The sequence below is a fragment of the Shewanella sp. DNRA4 genome (assembly GCF_012843185.1).
GTDB classification, from domain to species: Bacteria; Pseudomonadota; Gammaproteobacteria; order Enterobacterales; family Shewanellaceae; genus Shewanella; species Shewanella xiamenensis.
In genome coordinates this window covers 98414-122565 of the sequence record NZ_JABAIP010000016.1, presented here as the reverse complement: position 1 = coordinate 122565, position 24152 = coordinate 98414, and the positions used below count along the sequence as shown (strand labels likewise).

At 46.0% G+C, this 24152-nt stretch carries 19 protein-coding genes; 15 read left to right on the top strand and 4 right to left on the bottom strand.

The window, feature by feature from the left end:
* The first annotated feature begins 1 nt into the window (after position 1).
* From HG547_RS17445 to HG547_RS17430, 4 genes are all read left to right on the top strand, one after another.
* Positions 2–766 (top strand): thiazole synthase, encoded by a 765-nt coding sequence (locus HG547_RS17445; protein WP_169548537.1) that lies wholly within the window; start codon positions 2–4, stop codon positions 764–766.
* A complete protein-coding gene (gene thiH, locus HG547_RS17440) occupies positions 763–1878 on the top strand; it encodes a 2-iminoacetate synthase ThiH (RefSeq protein ID WP_169548536.1) in 1116 nt (371 codons plus the stop codon). Before HG547_RS17445 ends, thiH begins: the two co-directional genes overlap by 4 nt.
* A 111-nt stretch (positions 1879–1989) precedes the next feature.
* Positions 1990–2253: a hypothetical protein gene (locus HG547_RS17435; RefSeq protein WP_037418823.1), complete on the top strand. Its 264-nt coding sequence runs from the start codon at positions 1990–1992 to the stop codon at positions 2251–2253.
* 2 nt (positions 2254–2255) lie between these two features.
* Positions 2256–4409: a putative metalloprotease CJM1_0395 family protein gene (locus HG547_RS17430; protein WP_140906649.1), complete on the top strand. Its 2154-nt coding sequence runs from the start codon at positions 2256–2258 to the stop codon at positions 4407–4409.
* A 451-nt stretch (positions 4410–4860) separates the two neighbouring features.
* Here HG547_RS17430 and HG547_RS17425 read toward each other — a convergent pair whose 3' ends face one another.
* The 4 genes from HG547_RS17425 to cmoA all read right to left on the bottom strand — a co-directional run bounded on the left by HG547_RS17425 (position 4861) and on the right by cmoA (position 9626).
* Positions 4861–5763 (bottom strand): LysR family transcriptional regulator, encoded by a 903-nt coding sequence (locus tag HG547_RS17425; protein ID WP_037418830.1) that lies wholly within the window; start codon positions 5761–5763, stop codon positions 4861–4863.
* Positions 5764–5977: 214 nt separating this feature from the next.
* Positions 5978–7876, bottom strand: a complete 1899-nt coding sequence (locus tag HG547_RS17420; RefSeq protein ID WP_240199952.1) for a M3 family metallopeptidase — start codon at positions 7874–7876, stop codon at positions 5978–5980.
* Between the two features lie 29 nt (positions 7877–7905).
* The gene (gene cmoB, locus HG547_RS17415) at positions 7906–8898 is read right to left on the bottom strand and encodes a tRNA 5-methoxyuridine(34)/uridine 5-oxyacetic acid(34) synthase CmoB (protein ID WP_037418833.1); all 993 of its coding nucleotides are present in this window, start codon (positions 8896–8898) and stop codon (positions 7906–7908) included.
* Entirely contained in the window at positions 8895–9626 is a 732-nt protein-coding gene (gene cmoA, locus HG547_RS17410; RefSeq protein ID WP_037418836.1) for a carboxy-S-adenosyl-L-methionine synthase CmoA, read from the bottom strand. Before cmoA ends, cmoB begins: the two co-directional genes overlap by 4 nt.
* Positions 9627–9776: 150 nt before the next feature.
* On the opposite strand from cmoA, the gene HG547_RS17405 reads away from it, so the two are divergent.
* From HG547_RS17405 to HG547_RS17355, 11 genes are all read left to right on the top strand, one after another.
* Positions 9777–12590 carry a transporter substrate-binding domain-containing protein gene (locus tag HG547_RS17405; protein ID WP_169548535.1) on the top strand — a complete coding sequence of 938 codons (2814 nt, stop codon included), beginning with the start codon at positions 9777–9779 and terminating at the stop codon, positions 12588–12590.
* A gap of 184 nt (positions 12591–12774) precedes the next feature.
* On the top strand, positions 12775–14550 hold the full coding sequence (gene aspS, locus HG547_RS17400; protein ID WP_169548534.1) for an aspartate--tRNA ligase: 1776 nt from the start codon (positions 12775–12777) through the stop codon (positions 14548–14550).
* A 216-nt stretch (positions 14551–14766) separates the two neighbouring features.
* Entirely contained in the window at positions 14767–15513 is a 747-nt protein-coding gene (locus tag HG547_RS17395) for a YebC/PmpR family DNA-binding transcriptional regulator (RefSeq protein WP_169548533.1), read from the top strand.
* A 166-nt stretch (positions 15514–15679) separates the two neighbouring features.
* Positions 15680–16201 carry a crossover junction endodeoxyribonuclease RuvC gene (ruvC, locus tag HG547_RS17390; RefSeq protein ID WP_037418845.1) on the top strand — a complete coding sequence of 174 codons (522 nt, stop codon included), beginning with the start codon at positions 15680–15682 and terminating at the stop codon, positions 16199–16201.
* On the top strand, positions 16198–16815 hold the full coding sequence (ruvA, locus tag HG547_RS17385) for a Holliday junction branch migration protein RuvA (RefSeq protein WP_037418847.1): 618 nt from the start codon (positions 16198–16200) through the stop codon (positions 16813–16815). The genes ruvC and ruvA overlap by 4 nt, the downstream gene beginning before the upstream one ends.
* A gap of 123 nt (positions 16816–16938) precedes the next feature.
* A complete protein-coding gene (gene ruvB, locus HG547_RS17380) occupies positions 16939–17943 on the top strand; it encodes a Holliday junction branch migration DNA helicase RuvB (RefSeq protein ID WP_037418848.1) in 1005 nt (334 codons plus the stop codon).
* Positions 17944–18728: 785 nt separating this feature from the next.
* Entirely contained in the window at positions 18729–21308 is a 2580-nt protein-coding gene (locus tag HG547_RS17375) for a TonB-dependent receptor (protein ID WP_069454982.1), read from the top strand.
* A gap of 195 nt (positions 21309–21503) precedes the next feature.
* Complete coding sequence (locus HG547_RS17370; protein ID WP_037419044.1) at positions 21504–22187, top strand: response regulator transcription factor; 684 nt, start codon at positions 21504–21506, stop codon at positions 22185–22187.
* A gap of 170 nt (positions 22188–22357) precedes the next feature.
* Positions 22358–23485: a M14-type cytosolic carboxypeptidase gene (locus HG547_RS17365; RefSeq protein ID WP_037430581.1), complete on the top strand. Its 1128-nt coding sequence runs from the start codon at positions 22358–22360 to the stop codon at positions 23483–23485.
* Between the two features lie 8 nt (positions 23486–23493).
* Complete coding sequence (locus HG547_RS17360; protein WP_037418858.1) at positions 23494–23811, top strand: hypothetical protein; 318 nt, start codon at positions 23494–23496, stop codon at positions 23809–23811.
* Complete coding sequence (locus HG547_RS17355) at positions 23808–24089, top strand: DUF1315 family protein (RefSeq protein WP_037418861.1); 282 nt, start codon at positions 23808–23810, stop codon at positions 24087–24089. Before HG547_RS17360 ends, HG547_RS17355 begins: the two co-directional genes overlap by 4 nt.
* Positions 24090–24152: the final 63 nt, after the last annotated feature.

Genomic DNA, 24152 nt, shown 5'->3' with positions numbered 1-24152 from the left:
GATGTTAACGATTGCAGGTGTGGAATTTGAATCGCGATTATTTACGGGCACGGGAAAATTCAGCTCAAGTCAGCTGATGCTGGAGTCAATTAAGGCGTCTCAGTCGCAGTTGGTGACCGTTGCAGTGAAAAGAATTGATTTAAAAACTGGGGCCGATGATTTGCTCTCGCCACTTCGGCAAACGGGCGTGCGACTCTTGCCTAATACCTCGGGCGCGCGTAATGCTAAGGAAGCGATATTCGCCGCGGAATTAGCGCAGGAAATGCTGGGAACACAATGGGTTAAACTTGAAATTCATCCCGATCCCAAATACCTGATGCCCGATGCGGTCGAGACATTAGCCGCAGCCAAAATCCTCTGTGAACGTGGCTTTATTGTGATGCCCTATGTGCATGCCGATCCCGTGCTGTGCCGACGTTTAGAGGATGTCGGCTGCGCCGCTGTGATGCCACTGGCAAGCCCAATTGGCACCAATCAGGGGTTGGTGACTGAGCCTTTCATCAAGATGATTATCGAGCAAGCAAGGGTGCCGGTGGTGATTGATGCGGGAATTGGCGCGCCATCCCATGCAGCGCACGCGATGGAGTTAGGTGCCGATGCCGTGCTGGTTAATACCGCCATTGCCAGCAGCGCATCTCCGATTGAAATGGCGTTGTGCTTTAAGGATGCGGTAGATTGCGGTCGACGCGCCTTTGAAGCGGGGCTTGGCCGGGTGCAAACTCAGGCGGTGCATACCAGCCCACTAACCGGATTCCTACAGCAATGAGTTTTGTCGACCATTTTGCCCGCATTGAACGGGATAAGTTATTGCTGGCGTTGTATTCATGCACTGCTGCTGATGTTGAACGTGCCCTAGTTCAACCAGAAGGCAACTTACAGAGTCTGCTCGCTTTGCTGTCTCCTGCGGCCGAGCCCTATATCGAAGAGATGGCACAGCGCTCGGCAGCGCTCACTCGACAACGCTTTGGGGCCAATATCGGATTGTACTTACCACTGTACTTGTCCAATCTTTGCGCTAACGAATGTGATTACTGTGGTTTTAGCATGAGCAATAAGCTCAAGCGCAAAGTGCTCAATGAGCAGGAACTTGCTGCCGAAATGGCGATTATAAAATCCCGCGGCTTTGATTCTATCTTGCTAGTGTCGGGAGAGCATGAAACTAAGGCTGGAATGGATTACTTTCAGCGGGTTTTACCGTTGGTAAAACAGCAGTTTAGTTATGTGGCTATGGAGGTGCAGCCGCTTGAGGAGATTGATTATCGCCAGCTTGTTGAGCAAGGGCTGGATGCTGTGATGGTGTATCAAGAAACCTACCAAGCCGCGACTTATGCTAAACATCACACCCGAGGCAAAAAACAGGACTTCGCCTATCGGCTTGCCACGCCCGATCGCGTTGCCCGTGCGGGTATCGATAAGATAGGCCTCGGTGTGTTACTAGGATTAGATGACTGGCGGCTCGATGCCTTACTGATGGGCCACCATTTGGACTATTTAGAACGACATTACTGGCGTACTCGTTTTAGTATTTCTCTACCACGTTTGCGGCCTTGTACTGGTGGCATAACACCAAAAGTGCATTTAACCGATCTTGGACTGGTGCAAATGATCTGTGCCTTTAGACTTTTTAATCAACAACTTGATATCAGTTTATCGACCCGCGAGGCACCATCGCTTCGGGACAATTTACTGCCTCTTGGGATAACGCAAATGAGTGCGGGCAGTTCAACTCAGCCCGGAGGTTACCAAGCACCTGATAGTCAGCTCGATCAGTTTGAGATCAGCGATGAGCGAACTGTTGAGCAGGTCATCAGTCAAATGCGGCTCAAGGGATTTAACCCCGTCTTTAAGGATTGGGAATCGGCTTGGATAGCCTGTTAAAAAGGAGCTGAAAATGAGCAAAAAAGCTCTCCATAAGAGGGATAAATCTGTACATCAAGGTAGGTTTGGTCAATAATTAACCTAGTGTTCACCAGATGCAGGAATCCCTTTATGCAAATCCAATCTGCTTATGCTTCCGGTCTGCAAGGCTTGCAAACGGCTCAATCAGGCTTAACACAGGCTACGATTGATGTGGCTAAACCGAGTCCTTCGCAAAGCGCTGCACCCACAGAAACCGCTAAGGCGGTAGATGAAACCGATAAAACCTCAGCATTAGTTGCTGCCAATTCATCATTGCGACAAGGCGAAGCATCGACTGAGGTACTAGAGAGAGAATCTGAAACTATAGGTTCGATTATTAACATCAAGGTGTAACTATGTCGGTCATGGCGCTGTCATCACAGGTTGGCGCGCCATCCAATTCGTTTTTGAGTGCAGATAAGCCGATTGAGCCGCTAAAAGGAGCAAAACCTCAAAGTGGACTGGTTTATCAAGGTGACAATAGTCAGACGGTTGCTAACCATAGCGCTTCAACGGCTAGCCTGCATGCACCAAAATCCGAAGTGAGTGGGGCACTTGAACCGTCTTTAAGTAGCTTTACTGCTGCTTCCAACCAAACTTTGCCTTTCACTGGGACTCGGCCTGAGTTATTGGCAGGCACTAAATCGAGTTATGCGAGCCTTTCTTCTAGCGCGAATAATGTTGATGCGAGTGCGATACAGAAAGCTATTGTAGATTTAGGCGTAAACGCTTCTGCTCAATTACATTCAAACCCCTCTGCTCCAAAACTGATAGATTCGACTTCACAGTTTTCAACTAATAAAAGTTTTAGTTTACTCACAGGACCTCGTTCCATAGGTGGAATGAGAGGTGGGCAAATTGCTGCCTCTCAGACAGCCGTGTCAGTGTTGAGTGCTCCTGATATGGGGCTTTCAGCATTGAATGGTGCCGTTAATCCTCTGGTTTCTTTGGCGCCAAGCACAACCGCTTACTCAACTGAAAGCGATATCGGTAGTATTACTTCGTCAAATTCGGATTTCGCCAATATATTCCCGACTTCAGATCCCATCACAACGAGTGTTGCACCTTTGGGACAACAAAAGGCCACTAGTACAGCAATGAGTCCTTTTGCTACTGAGTTTTCTTCGGGGACCCGCGATTCGGTGGTGGCTAACGTTGGTGATAGAACCTCGCCTCAGGCAAACAGTTTGAGTGAGCAGTTTAGTCATATCTTTGGCCAACCTGCCGCGACCAAGGAACCAGTTGGGAGTGAATCGGTAGCAGGCGAACTTTCTCACATTCAGCAAAATCAAGCTGAACAAGTTCGTGATGAGCAAGCTAAGCAAGCAAGGGAAAAGGCTATACAAGAGCAGGAGCAAAAACAACAAGCATTAGCCGAAGCCTTTGCTAAAGCCGATAATAGCCAACAAGCTCAGCAGACACAGGTCGAACAAACTCGCCAGCAAGACTTAGCGAAAGAGCAAGTCAAACAGACACAAGAAAAGGCGATAGAGCAACAAAAAGCCCAAATTGATGAATTAAAAGCAAGGGACACAGAAGTCAAAGCTCACGAGCACGCTCATGCCAGCGTGGGTGGTCAATATGCCCAAAGCCCCAGTTTCAAGTATGAAAAAGGTGCTGATGGCCAACGCTATGCCACCGACGGTGAAGTACAAATCGATGTGTCGACAGTACCAGGCGATCCTCTGGCGACCATCAATAAAATGAAGCAAGTCTATGCGGCCGCGATGGCGCCAGTTGACCCATCTTCTGCCGATATTCGCGTGGCGGCGCAAGCACTGCAGAAAATGAATGAGGCCAAGGCTAAACTTGCTGAAGAACGTCAACAGCAGATTGTTGACCAGTCCACAACGGAAACCTTAGTAGGTGCCGAGGCGCAACTTGAAAACTTGCCACCGCTCAAAGAACGTCAAATTCAAGTCACGGGTAAGGTTGATGCCGATGGTAATATCACGGTCCCCCAAGACGAGCCATCGGCTCCTGTTACCGAAGTGATTGATAAGATTAAGCAAGCTATTGCGGCGCAGGTTGCATCGAGTGATACCTCTGATGCCGTAAATGCCATAGAGGTTGAAAATAGCGATACAATTGAACCTCCAACAGCAACCTTGGCCGTTGGTTCTGTGCAATCAAACCAAGCTGAAAATCCGCAGATTTCCTCACAGCGACTCGAATCATCCGCTCGCTTATTCAACAAGGGTGCATTGAATCTTAACCAAAGGGACAGCAATGCGGTTCGTTTCTATGATGCGGTAGCCGTAGCAGCGCTAGCCAGTAATCAAAACTCAACACTAGTGCACAATGAGTCGAGTGTTGATGCACATCGTGGGGAGATAGCAGAACCAATAGACGATTCTGCATTGGCGTCTAGCTCGACTGTTTATGGGGAGAATAGTCTTATTTCCAATGGATTAACACTTGACTCATCAAACCGCCAAGACACTCGCGGCCTGTTCAACCCTCAAACTTTAGCACTGCATCGTCCGCGTTTCTTAGATGTGAATGTCTAGGGCGTGTTGACGTTTCGAGATTAGATTTTGTTCGTTCTGGCAAGCACGTGCTCGCGAAACGAGGAATGATGTGTAGTTATTCTACTCAAATGACGAGCGGCTCTTATGACAGAAAGTAAGAGCAAGTGCTTGCTAGGCGAACCCTTCGGGCAGCATTTGGCTGGCTTTTCTGCCGCGTTATCGTCCGTTTATGTAGAATAACTACACAGCACGGACTTTGCCTTGCATAAAAGCCCGCCAAATTGCTGCAAAAATACCCCTAAAACGTCAACACGCCCTAGCCTCTAATTCTCGATATTCTCGCAAATATTAACCGAGTAGCGTTTGCCCATTAAGGCCTATCGCTTAATCGTGCTCTGTTTGCAAGTTTGTAGCTATAAATCAAATAACAGTGATTCTCGATTTGCCAAGCACTCATTTTGCCGTGCTAGAGGAAACAACCTTAGCGTTATCAATCGGTAGTGCTCACACCATGGTGCTTTAGGATATAAGAGGCCAGCAGTTTCGAGGCGGGGCCTTGGTGATCGCGGTTGGGTATCACAAGGCTAAGCATTATCCGTCGTTTCTGGCTGCCTTGCAGGTGTAAACGCACCAGTTTACTCGCGGCTAATTCTTCTTGGATAAGGAAGGATGGGATCCAACAAAAACCAATTCCCTGGTTTAAAATAACTTTCGCCTCATGGAAGTTAGATACTGTCCAGCGCTGCTCGGCTTTGAGCCAGCCGATATCAATGTTAGATTGCACGCCCGTGTCTTTGATCACTAATTGCAGATGCTGTGCCAACAGTTTGTCGTCATCTAAAGTGCCAATGTCGGCTAAGGGATGGCTCGGGTGGCAAACCAGATGCAGCTCTTGTTCACATAGAGGCTCGGATAAATAGCCTTTGGGTGGGATGCCTGCACAAATGGCGATATCGACTTTATTCTGCAAGATCAGCTCCTGCGTCCCAGTGATCACTGAATCAAGCATAATAATGCGAGTACCACGGCTATGGGGCAGAAAGTCACTTAGCGCACATACAAGGCTTTCCATCGGATAGACAATTTCACGGGCAATGGTCAGCGTTGGCTCCCAACCTTGCTCTAGGTTGCTAGCAAGTTGTTCTAATTCATTCACAGATTGAGTGACATGGCGTGAACGTCGCAGTAACACTTCGCCCTGTGGTGTTAGGTAAGCTTTGCGGCCTCGAACTTCGAGTAGCTCAATTCCCAATTGATGTTGCAACTTGGCGACAGCATGGTTGAGAGACGATTGGCTCTTGTTGAGTTTTTCTGCCGCCTGCGCATAGCCGCCATAATCGACGACGGCCTGTAAAATACGCCATTGCTCAAGGGTGGATTTAGCGCGAGTCATGGAGATCCTAATGTCTAACGACAGTTTTCTAAAAAAACGATAGGTTTAGCCCTATAGTGGCGAGTCATGATCGTTTATTCAATAGTATCGGTGATTTAATTGGGAGACGATAATCGCGGCGATGTGCAGCGGTATGATTATTACTGACGGTAAGATTACGCGTGGATATTGTTTGCTGGTGTGTGCAAATCACCGTTCCCATTGTGTTAAGCCGCTAAAAAGCACAATTGCTTGCGTTAGCGTGCGATCCTAAGACAACGATAATCCTCTGGATAAGCGATGCCGCATCAACGGGATCGCCAATAGTAGCGTGTAGTTGCTCACTTAAGGTGAGTGCAGCCTCATTGACTACCAACAGATTAAAAAGCCCAAGTTTATCTTGGCAGTCTTGTGTGGATAAATAGACAAATTTAGCTAATTGCGTTTGCCACAGGGATTGATAATAGCGTGGGCCTTCATTAGCGATTGCATTGAAACTATATGCATAGTCAATTGGTTGTTCCCAATTTGCGCCAAAACTCTTACTGAACTCTGCTTGTAGATCGGGATAGCTTTTCTGTTTTAAAGACTGATAAAAATTAAGCGCCACTTTAGCGCGAAACACATTAAGTTGTTTGGTATAGGCCTTGGCGAGTATCTCCCTTGGCGCTATATGTTGAATATCATATTTTGGAAAGAGTGTTTCGTGTAATACATTGGCTAGCCAAAGGCTTGGTAACTGATTTGAATCGAGACTCGGGCCTAAGGTATTGTTTAGATAAAAATGGCTTCCCCGTGCAAGTGCTACAACAGCTTGGGCTAACGCATTGCAAAAACGTTCAATATCTTTGTCACTGTTGAGTGTGGGATTAAGCTCGAGTGCCTGTTGACCAAACTGTTGGCCAATTACACTTTGTCTGAGGGTATGTTGACTGGCACTGGCATGCCGACTATTTACGTCAAGATACACTTCACCAAGCAAACGATGTTGGTGGTAAACCCGGATGATTTGTTGCTGCCGTTGAGCCGCGGTTGATGCAATATGCCCATCTATCACTTCAAAACTCAATCCATACTCACCGAGAATAGCAAAAGCATTATCGAGCACTTCGCCAGTGTGTAAGGAAATCTGTTTGGCACTACTTAGCTGCGATAATTTACGGCCGACATCCCAAGGTGCGACTCCAATTGATTCAGTTTGGCTGTCGAGAAACTGTTTTACTAACGCAGGAGAATTGAGTTGCTGTTCAGCCAAGCTGTAACTGGCAAAATCGATAAAGTTTGCGTCATTTGCCATTTGTTGACGCAATTCTGCAATACGATGCAATGCGAGTTGGTTATGCTCGCGGGCACGACCTTGATAGGCCTGCCACAGAATTTGCCGACAGTGGCGATCGGGTTGTTTTAAGAGATAACCGACAATCGTGCCGGAAAACGTTGTATTTGATGTTTCTGTGGCGTTGTCGGCTGCATCAACGGCGACATTTTCTGTGTTGGCAGTAGTAACCTCAGTTGGCAGTTGGCATTGGGTTGCTTGAACCGCTAAATGAAATTGTTGACTGCCTAATCCTTGTCGAATAGTGGCTTGTGCTGTGTGCAGTTTGGCCTTATCAAGGGGGGATTGATGCTGACGTAGTAATGCGACTAATTGTTCACCGAATAAGAGTTGATCTTGGGTGAGATGCTCATCATTGCTATGTTTATCAGCCGCATCAGTGAGCTCATCGACAAGTTGGTTGAATGCAGCTTGGCTCAGCAGGTCGTTTAGGATATCGGCAAGGCGCAACTGACATTGCAGTAGTCCTTGGCGTTCTTCGCCCGAGAGAGATAAACCTCGATAGTAGTTGAGTCTATCATTAATGTTATTAAGCCCTATGGTGTGTTGCTCTAATACCAAGGCTTTATCTGAGAGCATTAAAGTGGGCAAATTATGTGTATTGGCATAGCGGCTAAAGGCGCTAGTCAAGTCAATATTAGGATGACGTAAACACTGTTCCACCAGCAGAGGTACAGGGCTTGGTGCAGCAGAGGCTGCACCAATAGAGGATAATAAACACCAGCCAAACAGGCTAGCCGTAAACAATGTTTTTGGCATAGGCAACGGGGCTGTGACCCTCATGGTATGGGATGACATGGCTTTAACATGCCTAAGTGTATCATGCTCTAGTTCAAATCTTGATTCGGTTGATTTTTCACAGCAATAATCGTTGCGCGTTTTGGCGCAGGGTAACCCTCGATAGTTTTAGTGATATCGTTAGGATCAAGATATTCAACCAGTGATTCATTTGGCATCCAATCGGTTCGGCGCTGCTCGGCAAGGGCGGTAATATCGGTATCGACACAACGTATGTCGGTGAAATCACATTTTTTAAGCCAGAGCATCAGTGCCGCAACGGATGGAATAAACCAAACGTTATTCATTTTGCCATACCTATCTTGCGGGACGAGTACGGCGTTTTCATCACCATCAATCACTAACGTCTCTAATACTAATTCTCCCCCCATACGTAACTGATCGCGTAATTGCAACAAGTGATCAATGGGTGAGCGTCTGTGATACAAGACGCCCATGGAGAATACTGTATCGAAGGCATCCAATGGCGGAAGTTCTTCAATACCAAGTGGCAACAGGTGCACAGGGTGATTCTCACCACTCAAGCGTTTAACCGCTTCAAATTGGCATAAAAACAGCGGGGAAGGGTCGATACCCACGACACGCTTAGCGCCGGCCCCTAACATACGCCACATGTGATAGCCGCTACCGCAACCTACATCGAGTACTGTACGGTTTTGCAGGGGCGAAATATGCGGTTTAACCCGATCCCATTTCCAATCGCTGCGCCATTCGGTGTCGATATGAATGCCGTGAATATGGAATGGACCTTTACGCCAAGGCATAAAGAGCCGCAGTAAATTCTCGAGTTTTTCCTTTTCGCCTGGCGTGAGCTGCTCACCCGTGCCTATCGTGACACTATCAACAAAATCGACTTTATCTGGGCTTGGATAGTGCAGTTTATTAAGCACTTTTTCCCATTTCGGGAGGTTGCCGTGTTTGTGTTCTCTTTGCCATTTACCGAGGATTGCTGGCAAGGTTTCAAGCCAATGTTGTAAATTTGAGTCGGCGATTTGTTGATAAAAGGAGCTAAAATTAATCACTTGATGGCCACCATAGAAGCAAAGTTAAAACATTGGAACCATGTACTAAAGTGACTAAACCCTTGGCGAGTTAAGCGCTGTTGATGCGTACTTAAGGTATCTGGTTTCATGACATTTTCCAGCGCACTACGTTTTTGACTGATTTCGAGCTCGCTATAGCCATTGGCTCGTTTAAAGTCGAGATGCAGTTCTTCAAGTACACTTTGAATTGGCGCATCATCAAAGCGGATTTTTTCCGAGAGTACTAAGATCCCTCCTGGATTTAAGCCTTGATAAATCTTGGCAATAAGTGACTCTCTGTCCTCGGGAGGTAAAAATTGTAGCGTAAAGTTGAGCACCACTAAGGAGGCGTTTTCGATGTGAATATCGCGAATATCACCGCAGATCAGCTCAACCTCAGTATCACTGACATAGGCATTGAGGTTTTCTTGGCAGCGCGTCACCATAGACTCACTATTGTCTACGGCAACAATTCGGCAGTCACGGCCTTGGATCTGGCGGCGAATGCTCAATGTTGCAGCACCTAAAGAGCATCCTAAGTCGTAAATCTGAGTATTAGGTTTAACAAAACGATCCGCAAAATCGCCGATAGTATTGATAATTTGGGTGTAACCAGGCACTGAGCGGCGGATCATGTCACTAAAGACACCCGCAACACGGCTATCAAACTGGAAATCGCTAATGTGCTCGCTCGCTTGAGCGTAGATAGTATCTTGGGAAGCGTTCATTTGGGAATGTCTCGAAAATTCAACCCCGCATTTTAACGAATCCCGTTGACTAGCAGCAAGTCTCGGGCTAGTAATTTGCCAGAAATTTCTGTCTAATATGCGATAAATAACAAAGTATTTACATTGTACATCAGGTACTAGGGACCCCAGTTGAAGTTAGTGTTCCAGCTTATTGTGATCCTGTGTTGTGTTTTTTCGAACAACACAGTTAATGCCAGTCAAGGAGCGACTGATTCGCTTATCGTGGTGATGGGGGAAGACAGCTTTCCCTATCAATTTGTGGATAACGAGGGCGAAGCCACGGGGTTATTAGTCGATCTTTGGAAGGAGTGGGGTAAACGTACCGATACCTCACTCGTTTTTGTTGCGCGACACTGGAATGAATCTCTCGCACAGTTACAACAGGGAAACGCCCAAGTGCATATTGGCATGGGTAAAACCCCGGAGCGTGAACAACTATTTGATTTTGCCGATCCGATTGCTGATGTTCGCACCTATTTGTATTTACATAAATCCTTGCAGGGCAAAAAAAACATTAAAGAATTGGTGCCTTACCAGATTGGAATTGTGTCCGGTTCTTCCCATGAAGCGGAATTACGCCGTATCGAACCTGCGTTAGTATTTAAATATTATGAAAGCCGTGAAAAGCTACTTGCAGGTGTGGCGGCGGGTGACACAGTGGTGTTTGCTGGGCTCGACGGTTATCTTCGCGACCCTTCCTCTAACCAAACGATCGCAGCAAATTTTCCTCTCAATATTCGTATCCCCATTAAAGCGATGCAATTTGTGCCTGCGGTGATGAAGCACAATACCGCCTTACTGAATAAAATTAAGGCGGGCTTTAATGCTCTTGACCCTAAATTTATCCAACAAACTGAGCGTCGCTGGTTGGGTTACCACGGCCAAAAAGCGGGACTGATAGTCGCGATGCAACTGGGGGTTGAGCCTTTTGTTGATTTAGGTGTTGATGGTTTACCCCATGGTTTTTATGTGGATCTTTGGCGACTATGGTCGGCTAAAACGGGGATTGATGTCGATTTTATCTCAGGCGATATGAACGGCAGTGTTAACGATGTACGCCAAGGGTTAGCCGATGCCCATATTGGTTATCCCGAGAGTGATGACATGAAAACGGGGTTAACTCGCGCGTGGCACTTGTATACGGTAAAAAGTCGACTGTTTTTGTATCAACAGCAATTAACTGATTTACATCGCTTAAAAGGTAAACGTATTGGTGTTGTGCCAACGGCGCCATATTTAGTCCAGTTACGCAAAGCACTGCCGGATGCGTCATTGCGTTACTATGACAGTATGGATGCGATGGTCGCCGGTGCAAGAGCGGGAGAGATTGTTGGGTTTGTTGCAGCGGGAGCATGGACTACCCATTATCTTCTGCAAAACAAAGCATGGGCCGATTTTAATCAATACCCTGAGCTGGAATTTCCTACCGATATCTATGTATTAACTCGAAGCGATGATCCTGGACTGACTCAACGGATCAGCAATGGATTTCACAGTATTAGCATGCAGGAATTTGCTGATGTTGAACAAAAATGGATGCTTAACCCTAAAGACCGTATTTTTAATCAGGCAGGCTTACGCAGTATCCAACTCTCAAGCAGTGAACAAAACTATCTTTCACAATTGGGTGAACTCAAACTGGGTTATCTTAAGCAGTGGCCGCCCATGGAATTTAGCGATGAGCAAGGCCAATTCGCGGGCATTAATAGTGATATCGTAAATATGTTCGCCCAGCAATTGCATCTTAAGATCCAACCCGTTGCGTTTGATGATTGGCAGTCGCTTATTCGCGCATTGCGAACAGGAGAGATTGCACTGGCGGGCAGTATTGCTAAAACCGCTGAGCGGCAACAGCATGTAGTTTTTAGTGATGCCTATTGGCCATCGCCATGGGGGCTAGTATCGCAGCTTGAACAAGTCTCTGTTTTTAATTTGGCACAATTGGCAGGTCAGAGAGTGGCCGTGGTTGAAGGCTATCATCTTGTCGCTCAACTAATGATGCTACAACCTTCGCTGAAGCTCGTGTTGGTACCCGATACGCACTCAGGGCTTTTAGCGGTAAATGAAGGTAATGCCGATGTGTTTATTGATAAGGTGGTGACGCTAGCCTCTGAGTTAAAAACGGGCCAGTATCCTTTACTTAAAATGTCACTCTTAAGCGATTTAGCCGACCAACATAGTCATTTTGGCATAAACCCGCAATTTACCCCATTGGCACCATTAATCAACCGAGTATTAGCGCAGATCGATCAGCAAAAGCAGCAACAAATCTATTCCCATTGGGTGAATTTCGCGATTGCCACTGACGATGGGCAATACTTGCGTTGGATCCGCTATTTATTGCTTGGAGCGTTGAGTTTATCGGTGGTGATGATCGCGGTATTAGTGGTTAATCGTCGTCTAAATCGTGAGATAACTCGCCGTATTGCGGCGGAAAAACGTTTGCAATACGTTGCGAACCATGATGCATTAACCCAGTTACCTAATCGAGGCTTACTCGATGATCGATTATCGCAGGCACTATTAGCCCATCGTCGCGATCAGAGCCATTTTGCGCTGCTGTTTATTGATTTAGATGGATTCAAACAAATCAATGATCAGCATGGACATCCAATAGGTGATGCCTTGCTTCTACGGGTGGCGGGATTACTGACGCAAGCCGTTCGCCATTCTGATACTGTGGCTCGATTTGGCGGCGATGAGTTTGTTATCCTGCTAAATCGTGTGCAAGATCTCGATGCCGCGACCCAAGTTGCTGATAATATTCTGCACTCGCTTTCATCACCCTTCACTTTTGAAGGCGTAAAGGTAGAAATTGCTGTGAGTATCGGTGTGGTGATTTATCCCCGCGATGGTGATACGGCGATTGAATTATTAAAAAAAGCGGATCAATTAATGTATCAAGCCAAAACGGCGGGTGGGCGTTGCTACCGCGTGGCTTGATGTTTTTTTGTACGTTTATGCATAGATAGTGCGTTCGCCTCTAGTCAAGGGCGTAAAACTGTTTGATACTTCACCGCCTAAAAGTGAAGTACTTTGGTAATCGGCATTATTTGACTATAATGCCGCTTTTATCTCGTTTTGATTATTTCCAAAGCACCGGTTTCCGGATAAAGGATAGAGTTAGATGCGCAGTCATTATTGTGGAGACGTCAATAAGTCTCACGTTGGACAAGAAGTTACCTTGGTAGGTTGGGTTAATCGTAGCCGTGATTTGGGTGGCGTAGTCTTTTTAGATTTAAGAGACAGAGAAGGTCTGGTCCAAGTGGTTTACGATCCAGATTTACCTGAAGTGTTCAATGTGGCTAGCACACTGCGCGCTGAGTTTTGTGTGCAGGTAAAAGGCGTGGTTCGTGCACGTCCTGATAGCCAAGTTAACGCACAAATGAAAACTGGCGAAATTGAAGTGTTGGGTAAAGCACTAACTATTATCAACAGTTCTGAGCCTCTGCCGCTGAGCTTAGATAACTATCAAAACAACAGTGAAGAACAGCGTTTAAAATATCGTTATTTAGATTTACGTCGCCCAGAAATGGCACAGCGGTTAATGTTCCGCGCGAAAGTGACCAGTGCTGTGCGTCGTTTCCTCGACTCAAACGGTTTCTTAGATATTGAAACGCCGATCCTGACCAAGGCAACCCCAGAAGGTGCCCGTGACTATTTAGTGCCGAGCCGTACATATAAAGGTCAATTTTTCGCACTGCCACAATCACCACAGCTATTTAAACAGCTGCTGATGATGTCAGGCTTTGACCGTTACTATCAAATCGTAAAATGCTTCCGTGACGAAGATTTACGTGCTGATCGTCAGCCAGAATTTACTCAAATCGATATCGAAACGTCTTTCATGAGCTCAGAGCAAGTGATGGCGAAAACCGAAGAGATGATGCGTGGTCTGTTCCTTGAGATGCTGAATGTCGATTTAGGCGAATTCCCGCGCATGACCTACAACGAAGCCATGCGTCGTTTTGGTTCAGACAAGCCCGATTTACGTAACCCATTAGAGCTGGTGGACGTGGCTGACTTGCTCAAAGAAGTAGAGTTTGCAGTATTCTCAGGTCCAGCCAATGACGAAGAAGGCCGTGTTGCGGCGCTGCGTATTCCTGGCGGTGCAAGCCTGTCTCGTAAGCAAATCGATGATTACACTAAGTTCGTGGGTATCTACGGTGCTAAAGGTTTAGCGTGGATGAAGCTAAACGACCTGACTCAAGGGTTAGAAGGCATCCAATCGCCTGTGCTGAAGTTCTTGAACGAAGGCATTGTGAACGAAATAATCAGCCGCACTGGCGCACAAACTGGCGATATTATCCTGTTTGGTGCAGACCAAGCGACCGTGGTTGCCGAATCTATGGGCGCACTGCGTCTTAAAGCCGGTGAAGACTTTAATCTGCTTGAAGGTCAATGGCGTCCATTGTGGGTGGTTGACTTCCCAATGTTTGAGAAGATCAACGGCAGCTTCCACGCGGTTCACCATCCGTTTACTGCGCCACGCGGCGTGACACCACAAGAGCTGGAAGCCAATCCGGCTAACCGTGTGTCCGATGCCTACGACATGGTATTAAACGGCTGTGAATTAGGTGGTGGTTCGGTACGTATCCACAACCAAGAGATGCAGTCTGCGGTATTCCGCATTCTTGGCATTACCGACGAAGAAGCGAAAGAGAAATTCGGCTTCTTACTCGAAGCGCTACGCTACGGTACGCCACCACATGCTGGTCTGGCATTCGGTTTAGACCGCATCATCATGCTGATGACGGGCGCAAGCTCAATCCGTGATGTGATGGCATTCCCGAAAACCACCACAGCGGCGTGTCCGTTAACCAATGCGCCAGGTTTTGCTAATCCACAACAATTAGCTGAACTAGGTATTTCCGTGGTGAAAGCCGCGAAGACTGAAGACTAATCCTTAGTGATTATCGAGTACCGAGGCGCAAGCCTCGGTCTATTTTTATCCCGTCATTTCATTTCTTATCAATATCTGCGTTATCGACGTCACTGAACTTGCCGTCATTCACTGTGTAAAGGAACATTGAGTAAAGGCGCCTTATTCGAGGCACCGTCAAGGTTACCTTAGGCTATTGATAAGATGTGCAATGGCTACATGTAGAGGAGAACTCCCATGGCTGGTCATAGTAAGTGGGCCAATATTAAGCACCGCAAAGCAGCGCAAGATGCCAAGCGCGGTAAACTCTTTACCAAATTTATCCGTGAGTTAACGGTTTCAGCCCGCGAAGGCGGCTCAGATCCCGATTCAAATCCGCGTCTGCGAATCGCCATCGATAAGGCGCTCGGCGGCAACATGACCCGCGATACCATTGAGCGCGCGATTAAGCGCGGTGCTGGCGAGCTTGAAGGTCAGCAGCTCGAAACCATTATTTACGAAGGTTACGGCCCAGGCGGCACCGCGGTGATGGTGGAAACCATGACCGATAACCGTAACCGTACCGTCAGCGGCGTACGTAATGCCTTTAGCAAATCGGGCGGTAACTTAGGAACCGATGGTTCGGTTGCCTATTTGTTCACTAAACGCGGGGTGTTGTCCTATGCGCCGGGCACAGATGAAGATGCCTTAATGGATGCGGCGCTAGAAGCGGGCGCAGAAGATGTGGTGAGTTACGATGATGGCGCTATCGATGTGTTTACTGAACCGACGGAGTTTTACGGGGTGAAAGATGCCCTCGATGCGGCGGGATTTGTCAGTGATAACGCCGAAATCTCGATGATAGCCTCGACCAAAGCCGAGTTAGATGCCGAGACTGCCGAGAAGTTTATGCGCCTTATCGATACCCTTGAAGAGCACGATGATGTGCAAGAGGTGTATCATAATGCGGAAATTTCCGATGAGATTATGGAAAGTTTGGGTTAAGCCAACTTGGGGAGGTACAAGTGTTTGCTGAGTAAGACAACGTGTCTCTTTTGATGGAATGAACGCGAGCAGGTTTTGAGTGGTTCTTTAATCAGTCATGATTTGGTTGAGGCGCTGTTAAGACGCAAATCGACCGATTTACGTAAGGCGCACGCATAAGGAAACAATGGCAATTATTTTAGGTGTAGACCCCGGTTCGCGGATCACAGGTTACGGCGTTATCCAATGCCAAGGGCGGCAGCAACTTTATTTAGGCAGTGGCTGCATTCGTACCTCGGGTGATGATTTGCCGTTAAGATTAAAGCAGATCTTTGATGGGATCAGTGAAATTATTCGCCAATATCAACCCGATGAGTTTGCGATTGAGCGGGTATTTTTGGCTAAAAATGCTGACTCAGCCTTGAAATTGGGTCAAGCCCGTGGCGCAGCAATTGTCGCAGCAACCGTAGCCAATTTACCTGTTGCAGAATACAGCGCAACACAGATAAAAAATGCGGTGGTAGGGACGGGACGTGCGAAAAAAGAGCAAGTACAACACATGATCCAGCAATTGCTAAAGCTTCCAGCCGCACCACAGGCAGACGCCGCGGATGCACTCGGCGTTGCAGTATGTCATTATCACACCAATCAAAGTTTGGTTGCCTTAAGCGGCCGAGCAACAACAAGAACATATGGACGGTACAGATGATAGGTCGTTTACGTGGCGTATTAATAGAAAAACAAGCGCCAGAGGTGTTGATTGATGTGAATGGGGTCGGTTACGAATTACAAATGCCGCTGACTAGCTTTTATGAGCTCCCTGAACTCAATCAACCGACCACGGTTTATACTCATTTTGTGGTGCGTGAAGACGCCCAGCTGCTGTATGGTTTTATCACCAAACAAGAGCGTTCACTGTTTCGCTTATTGATTAAGGCTAACGGTGTTGGCCCAAAACTCGCCTTAACAATTCTTTCTGGCATGACGGCCAGTGAATTTGTGGGCTGTGTTGAGCGCGATGATATAGTGACACTGGTAAAATTACCTGGTGTTGGTAAAAAGACCGCCGAGCGGTTATTGGTAGAAATGCGCGATAAACTTAAGAGCCTGATGGAGGCGTCAGTGGGCTCCGAGCGTGAGTTTGTGCTGCAGTCTAATTACTCACCTGCACCTATGGTCAACAGTGCTGAAGAGGATGCCATTTCAGCGTTGATCTCCCTCGGCTATAAACCGCCACAGGCGAGCAAAGCGGTTTCAGCAGCCTTTAAAGAAGGCATGGACAGTGAGACCTTAATTAAGGCCGCGTTAAAATCGATGCTCTAATGCATGGTTTTGATTGAGGCAGTTTATTGCGGTGCATGATTTTTGCAGCCAAGCAGGCTGCAACTGCAGCAAAATAGCAAGTACCGTATGTCAAGAATGCAATGCGGTAACAGGAATAGGTAAATGATTGAAGCAGATAGACTGATACAGCCACAGCTGCAAGGTCAAGATGATGTTATCGATAGGGCAATGCGCCCTAAATTGCTCGATGAATACACTGGGCAGGATGATACGCGCGCTCAATTAAAGGTATTCATTCAAGCGGCCAAGAATCGCGAAGAAGCCTTAGATCATATGTTGATCTACGGTCCGCCAGGTTTAGGTAAAACCACCTTGGCGATGATTGTCGCCAATGAAATGGGCGTCAATATTAAATCGACCTCGGGTCCCGTGTTGGAAAAAGCAGGGGATTTAGCGGCGCTGCTGACTAACCTCGAAGCGGGTGATGTACTTTTCATCGATGAAATCCATCGATTAAGTCCAGTGGTTGAGGAGATCTTGTATCCGGCGATGGAAGACTATCAACTGGATATCATGATTGGTGAAGGACCTGCAGCGCGTTCCATTAAGCTCGATTTACCACCTTTTACTTTAGTCGGCGCGACCACGCGGGCGGGGGCCTTAACCTCTCCGCTAAGGGCGCGTTTTGGCATCCCGCTGCGACTTGAGTTTTATAATGTCAAAGATTTAAGCACCATTGTGACCCGTTCTGCCCAAGTGATGGGATTAGCCATTGATAGTGAGGGCGCAACTGAAATTGCCAAACGTTCGCGCGGTACACCAAGGATTGCCAATCGATTACTCCGGCGGGTGCGTGATTATGCCGAAGTGCAACACGATGGTGCTGTGACTCAACATGTTGCTGAGCTGGCGCTCAATTTACTCGATGTCGATGGCGAAGGCTTCGATTATATGGACCGCAAATTGTTGCTCGCGATTATCGATAAGTTTATGGGCGGCCCAGTGGGCCTTGATAACCTTGCGGCAGCAATTGGTGAGGAGCGCGAAACCATTGAAGATGTGCTCGAACCTTTCCTTATTCAACAAGGTTTTATCCAACGCACTCCCCGTGGCAGGATCGCAACGGCCAGAGCGTATTTACACTTTGGAATGATAAAACCAGAGTGATCGCTAAATAGTGTTATCTATTGCTTAATATAAAAGCGACTTAGGTCGCTTTTATATTTTTTGAATAGAAATAGATGAAACCTGGATTTAATTTAATCCTTATTGTTTTTATTAGCTTTTTACGTAATCTCTGCAAGTAATTTAAGTGATGCGTTATTGAGTGTTGTTTGATTGTATATCATCTATCTTCTTCGTATTTTCGTTATCTTAATGCATTTTTGTCCCTTAACGATTGTCCCAATAGCAAATTAGTTCTCAATTTATAAATTGACAATTAATTGTTGCATTTGTGTTTAAAATTCCCTGGGTTTGCATAAAAACCACACCTTATTCATTTTGTATCCATTAACTCACCAAAACTACTTATGTTTTCTCAATTCTTAGTATTGTAAAGATTGCTAATATGCATATTTTCTCATAATTAATCGATACATTATTCTGTGCGCAAGACTGTTTACCTTTGATAAAGTGTGACATGTATCACACTTTTGAAGTGTTTAGATGTTTTTTAAATGTTGCATTGTTAACAGTTGTTGTGTCTATATGAAATCAGTTTTATTGGTGTTTTATGCTGAATAAATCTAAAAGAAAGTGCACACGATCTTTTTGAAACAAATAAAAAACAAAGTAACTAAATAAATTAAACATTTTGATTTTTAAAGTTAAAAAAATGAACGTTGACTGAATGAAAGTGAATCCTCAGTATCAAGCGCAACAGTCGTACAGCAATAGTTGTACATACTGTAAGCATAAAAATAATAGTAAGATCTAGGGAGCATTCATTCATGATAAAAAGAACCAAAGTTGCGTCGGCTATCAATTTAGCTGTCGTTAGCTCAATTGCTGCTGGTACCTTCGTGGTATCAAGCGCATTTGCAGCTGAAGAGACTGCAAAAGTCGAGCGTATTGAAGTCACGGGTTCACGTATTCAACGTCAAGATATGGAAACAGCTTCTCCTGTTACCGTTATTGATGCTGCTGCAATCAAAGCCGAAGGCTTTACCTCTGTAGACCAAATGCTACAAGTACAAACCTCAATGGCAGGTGCTGCGGTAGGTTCAACCACTAACAACGGTGCTGACGGTGTTGCCCAAGTTGACTTACGTGGTATGGGCTCGCAACGTACTCTCGTACTATTAAACGGTCGTCGCATGGTGAACTCAGGTTCAGGTGCTGACAGTTCTGTGGATTTAAACTCTATCCCTGTTGCGATGATCGCTCGCGTTGAAATCCTGAAAGACGGTGCTTCAGCGGTATACGGTTCTGATGCGATTGCTGGTGTAGTGAACATCATCACCAAAAAAGATTTTGAAGGTTTCCAATTAGACTTCAACGGTAGCGGCACCGACAAGGGTGACGGCGAAAACGGTGATGTGAGCGCACTGTATGGCTTTAACACCGATGGTGGTAACTACACCTTTGGTGCAGCTTACTCTGATCGTCGTGGTGTAATTCAGGGTGATCGTGATTGGTATGACCCTGCAGAAAACTCAAGTTCGATAATCCCAACAGGTAGCTTAAACACGACTGATAACAGCGTTCAAAGAGTTCTAGATGCTAATGGTAACTGGGTAAAACGAACTGAACGTTATGATTTTTCTGATGATGTTTATTTCCAAACACCTAGTGAGCGCAGAAGCTTATTTGCAAATATGACGCAAGAGTTAGGCAATGATGTTGTTCTGACTGCGGATGCAATCTACACAAACCGTCGTTCTAACCAACAACTTGCAGCACAACCTGCTCAAATCAAGTTAAACGTGTGTGGTGATCCAAGAGTGACAGACCCGAATGCTGGTTGCATTAATCTTGACCAAAGTATGGTTGATGCGGGACTTGAAGCTGATGCTCGCGGACAAGTGCAATACAACAGACGTATGAAGGATGTTGGTCCTCGTGTTTACAGTCAAGATACTGATACTTGGCGTTTATCAGCTGGTTTAGCGGGTTCTTTAGACGTTCATACTGGTATGAATTGGAATGTGGACTACACCTTTGGTAAGAACGAAGCTAAGACTGGGGTTGCTAACTCTATTAATGCAACATTAATGGCTAATTCAATCTATGCAGATCCATATGCATGGTTTGAAGGTTCTCCCCTGACGGATGAAATGCAGGATGTTTCGTATCAAGAGCAATCTACTGGCGGTAACGAACAACAAACGTTATCAGCAGGCTTAAACGGTGAGTTATTCGACCTAAGTGCTGGTGCAGTAGGTTTCGCTATCGGAGCAGAATACCGTCGTGAAAGTGGTTTCTACAATCCTGATGCCGTTGTTGTAGCTGGTGATAGTACAGCAGCCCAACAAGATCCAACCAGTGGTAACTACAATGTTATCTCTATTTTCGAAGAAGTAAGTGTACCGTTTACTGAAAAACTAACGGGTGAATTTGCACTTCGTCTAGATGATTACTCTACCTTCGGTAAAGCGACTACTTGGAAAATTGGTTTAACCTACACAGCGACAGATGAGCTGATGGTTCGTACTGTAGCTGCGACTGGTTTCCGGGCACCAAGCGTTGCTGAACTCTATGGTGGTAACTCAGGTTCGTTTGACTATTTAACTAATCCTTGGTTACCGACTAGTGCACAGACTGGGCAGATTCTAGTTAATCGCACATCAGATCCAGATTTGAAACCCGAAGAGTCAGAGTCATACACTGCTGGTTTAGTATACTCACCAAACTATATTGATGGTATGTCAATTACTCTTGACTACTGGCGTTTCAAAGTAACGGATGCAATTGCTCGTGCAGACGTGCAAGTTGGCTTAGATGCCTGTCATGCTGGTGATGCAGAAGCGTGTAGCACATTCAATATTACTGCGGATGGTGACTTGTTCAACTTAACAAGTGCACTGACTAACGTAGGTTCACAAGATACTAGCGGTATCGACTTCAACTTAGCCTATAACTTCGAGTTATTTGGGTTAGATTGGAAAGTGAGTAACGATACGACTTACTTGATTAAGTTCGAGCAGGATGGTGAAAACTATACTGGTACAATCGACGGTAATATGGGAGCTTATGCTCGCGTACGTAACAACTTCAGCATCTCTGCAGGTCAAGATGATTGGAGCGTAATGTACTTCAACCGCTATATCAGATCGATGACAGATGTTTACACTGATTATGATGCAAACGACAATCCATTCGTTGCTACAAGAGGTGTTGATTCAATTCTGTATCACAACATTTCTGGTACCTATCATGTAACTGATAACACCACTGTTAGCTTAGGTGTGAAGAACTTGACTGATGAGAAGCCTCTATACGTTACTAACGGTAGTGATGCTGGTACTGTTCCAGAAGTTTACGACACTATCGGCCGTACCATTTACGGCGGTGTGACTGTTAAGTTCTAATTTTAATTTGAACCCACTCTAAAAAGCGCCTTCGGGCGCTTTTTTGTTTTGGTGCAAAAGGTTACAAGCGTTATCTATCGCTGCCAACTTGATCACAATTAAGTAAATACTGATTTTTAATCTTCTTCTTATACTAGAGCCAAACATCTAGGTATGGTAATATAAATGATATTGATTATCGTTTGGTGTTTTGAGATGAGTAGAATACTGTTAGTCGATGATGATCCATTATTCCGAGTGTGGTTAACTGATGTGCTCCGAGCACAAGGACATGAGGTTGAATGTGCCGTTAACGGTGTTGATGGGCTTTCACGCATTCGCTCCTTCGCGCCCGAGATTGTTATGCTCGATCTGGTGATGCCGCAAATGGATGGTTTTGAGCTTTTACAGGCAAGGGATTGTTTGACGCCGATAATGATGTTGTCAGCCCGCGATAATGAAGAAGACAGGATCAGAAGCTATGAACTCGGTGCGGATGACTTCTTAGCTAAACCCTTTAGTATTAAAGAGTTATTGGTACGTTTGCAGGCGATTGAGCGACGGTTAGTGCAGCGGCATAAGCCACTAATGGCGATAGATCAAACCGCAGCCATTCAATCGATTAAGTTTGACGAAACCGCCTACAGGATAACCATCGACAAGCATGCCGTGGAGCTAACCCAAACTGAGTTTAGGTTATTTAAGTACCTGTTTGAACGAAAAGGGCAAGTGATCACTAAGCAAGAGCTGCAAAAGTCAGTTTTGCAGAAGGACTTAGGGCGGTTTGATCGTAATTTAGATATGCATATCAGTAATACTCGGCGAAAACTCGCTAATACTCGCTTACCGCGTACCTTAATCAATACTGTTCGCGGTCAAGGATATAGTTTTAGCGCTTAAATGATGATTGCCCTAGGCACTGATTAATTAAAGCGTGACTGATGGCTTCTTAGGCAATTTTACTCGCTTTCATTTTCCCCTGATACGGATTTGGTTTATTCTAACGGGCATTATAGTAGATGCGTATTTTGCATCATTACCCTCACATGAATAACTAAGTAGGAATCAGTATGCGGATCAGTGCCAATTTTGATGGCGGAAATATCCAAGTCATTAATCTTGATAATAAAGACGATATTCAACTGGCTATCCGTCCCGATGCGGGCGGTGAGTTTTATCAATGGTTCAACTTCCGATTCGAAGGTGAGGTGGGAAACCAGTACACCTTAAATATTATCAATGCGGGCACCGCTTCCTATCCTAAGGGTTGGCAGGATTACCACGCAGTCGCCAGTTACGATCGTCAGCATTGGTTCCGTGTACCAACTCAATATATTGATGGCAAACTCAGTATCCAGCTTGAACTTGATTGTGATGCGATTCAAATCGCTTACTTTGCGCCGTACAGCTATGAGCGTCACTTAGATTTACTCAGCAACGCACAATTGCATCCCGATGTAAATCTTGAACATTTAGGCTTAACCTTAGATGGCCGTGATATTACCCTGATGAAAGTGGGCGATGGCAATCCTGATAAACGCAATATTTGGATCACCGCAAGGCAACATCCCGGTGAGACCATGGCGGAATGGTTAGTCGAAGGCTTAGTGAATCGTCTGCTGGATAATGATTGTCCAACCGCAAAAGCGTTGCTCGATAAAGCGAACTTCTACATAGTGCCTAATATGAACCCGGATGGCAGCGTAAGAGGCCATCTGCGTACCAATGCGATTGGGGTTAACCTTAACCGTGAATGGCAAACCCCGAGCTTAGAAAGAAGCCCTGAGGTCTACCATGTAGTGCATAAGATGCAGCAAACGGGTGTAGATTTATTTTACGATGTTCATGGTGATGAAGGTCTTCCCTATGTTTTCCTCGCGGGTTGTGAGGGTGTACCAGCTTACAATGAGCGATTGGCGCAGCTGCAAGCGGACTTTAGTCAGGCATTAACCTTAGCCAGTGCCGATTTCCAAACCGAGTTTGGGTACGCTAAAGACGAGCCTGGTCAAGCCAACTTGACCGTGGCGTCTAATTGGGTGGCGCAAACCTTCGATTGCTTGTCGAACACCTTAGAAATGCCTTTTAAAGACAACAATAACCTGCAAGATCCGTTTGTGGGTTGGTCACCTGAGCGCAGTATTTATTTAGGCGAAGCGTCATTGATTGCCATGCTCGCCGTGGTTGATAAGTTAAGATAGGTGCGACTATGGCATTAATCGAATGTCCAATCTGCCGTAAACGGATGTCGAGCAAAGCGCCAGCTTGCCCGCATTGTGAGGCAAAAACCAATGGTGATAATAGCTCGCTCGTACGGATCAGTCATATCCAAAAATCCAGCAGCTTAATGAACCAAAGCTTTGTTGCCATGACGCTGTTTATTGCGGGGGTGGTGATTTGGTTTTGGGGTGGAGAGCCCGCCGAAGGCGTACGCGCGACCATTGGCGCCATCTGTTTTGTCTTTGGTTTTGTGGGCTATTTAATTACCCGCGTTAGAATCGTATTACATAAGCGAAAGAGTGTATGACCGACATTAATCAAGTAATCGACCAAATGCCTGAAGAAGTCTATGAAAGGCTGCGTAGCGCTGCTGAATTAGGCAAATGGGAAGATGGCACAGTATTGACCGAAGCCCAGCGTGAATCGACTCTTCAAGTGGTGATGCTCTATCAGGCGCGCCGCTTAGATCAAACGGAGCATTTCACCATAGGTGCTGGCGGAAAATTAAATGAGCTGTCAAAGGCGGAGTTGAAGAAACAATTCCGTGGAGAGTCGATAGCCGAGTTTAAAGCTGACGACCTGTAATCCCAGTTGACGCAACGTAGTAAAAAAGCCCACTAATGTGGGCTTTTTAATACGCAAAGTTGC

Bases quoted from the DNA above. Each gene is read 5' to 3' on its own strand.
- HG547_RS17445 (WP_169548537.1), top strand. From the start codon at position 2: ATGTTAACGATTGCAGGTGTGGAATTTGAATCGCGATTATTTACGGGC.
- thiH (WP_169548536.1), top strand. From the start codon at position 763: ATGAGTTTTGTCGACCATTTTGCCCGCATTGAACGGGATAAGTTATTG.
- HG547_RS17435 (WP_037418823.1), top strand. From the start codon at position 1,990: ATGCAAATCCAATCTGCTTATGCTTCCGGTCTGCAAGGCTTGCAAACG.
- HG547_RS17430 (WP_140906649.1), top strand. From the start codon at position 2,256: ATGTCGGTCATGGCGCTGTCATCACAGGTTGGCGCGCCATCCAATTCG.
- HG547_RS17425 (WP_037418830.1), bottom strand. From the start codon at position 5,763: ATGACTCGCGCTAAATCCACCCTTGAGCAATGGCGTATTTTACAGGCC.
- HG547_RS17420 (WP_240199952.1), bottom strand. From the start codon at position 7,876: ATGTCATCCCATACCATGAGGGTCACAGCCCCGTTGCCTATGCCAAAA.
- cmoA (WP_037418836.1), bottom strand. From the start codon at position 9,626: ATGAACGCTTCCCAAGATACTATCTACGCTCAAGCGAGCGAGCACATT.
- aspS (WP_169548534.1), top strand. From the start codon at position 12,775: ATGCGCAGTCATTATTGTGGAGACGTCAATAAGTCTCACGTTGGACAA.
- HG547_RS17395 (WP_169548533.1), top strand. From the start codon at position 14,767: ATGGCTGGTCATAGTAAGTGGGCCAATATTAAGCACCGCAAAGCAGCG.
- ruvC (WP_037418845.1), top strand. From the start codon at position 15,680: ATGGCAATTATTTTAGGTGTAGACCCCGGTTCGCGGATCACAGGTTAC.
- ruvA (WP_037418847.1), top strand. From the start codon at position 16,198: ATGATAGGTCGTTTACGTGGCGTATTAATAGAAAAACAAGCGCCAGAG.
- ruvB (WP_037418848.1), top strand. From the start codon at position 16,939: ATGATTGAAGCAGATAGACTGATACAGCCACAGCTGCAAGGTCAAGAT.
- HG547_RS17375 (WP_069454982.1), top strand. From the start codon at position 18,729: ATGATAAAAAGAACCAAAGTTGCGTCGGCTATCAATTTAGCTGTCGTT.
- HG547_RS17370 (WP_037419044.1), top strand. From the start codon at position 21,504: ATGAGTAGAATACTGTTAGTCGATGATGATCCATTATTCCGAGTGTGG.
- HG547_RS17365 (WP_037430581.1), top strand. From the start codon at position 22,358: ATGCGGATCAGTGCCAATTTTGATGGCGGAAATATCCAAGTCATTAAT.
- HG547_RS17360 (WP_037418858.1), top strand. From the start codon at position 23,494: ATGGCATTAATCGAATGTCCAATCTGCCGTAAACGGATGTCGAGCAAA.
- HG547_RS17355 (WP_037418861.1), top strand. From the start codon at position 23,808: ATGACCGACATTAATCAAGTAATCGACCAAATGCCTGAAGAAGTCTAT.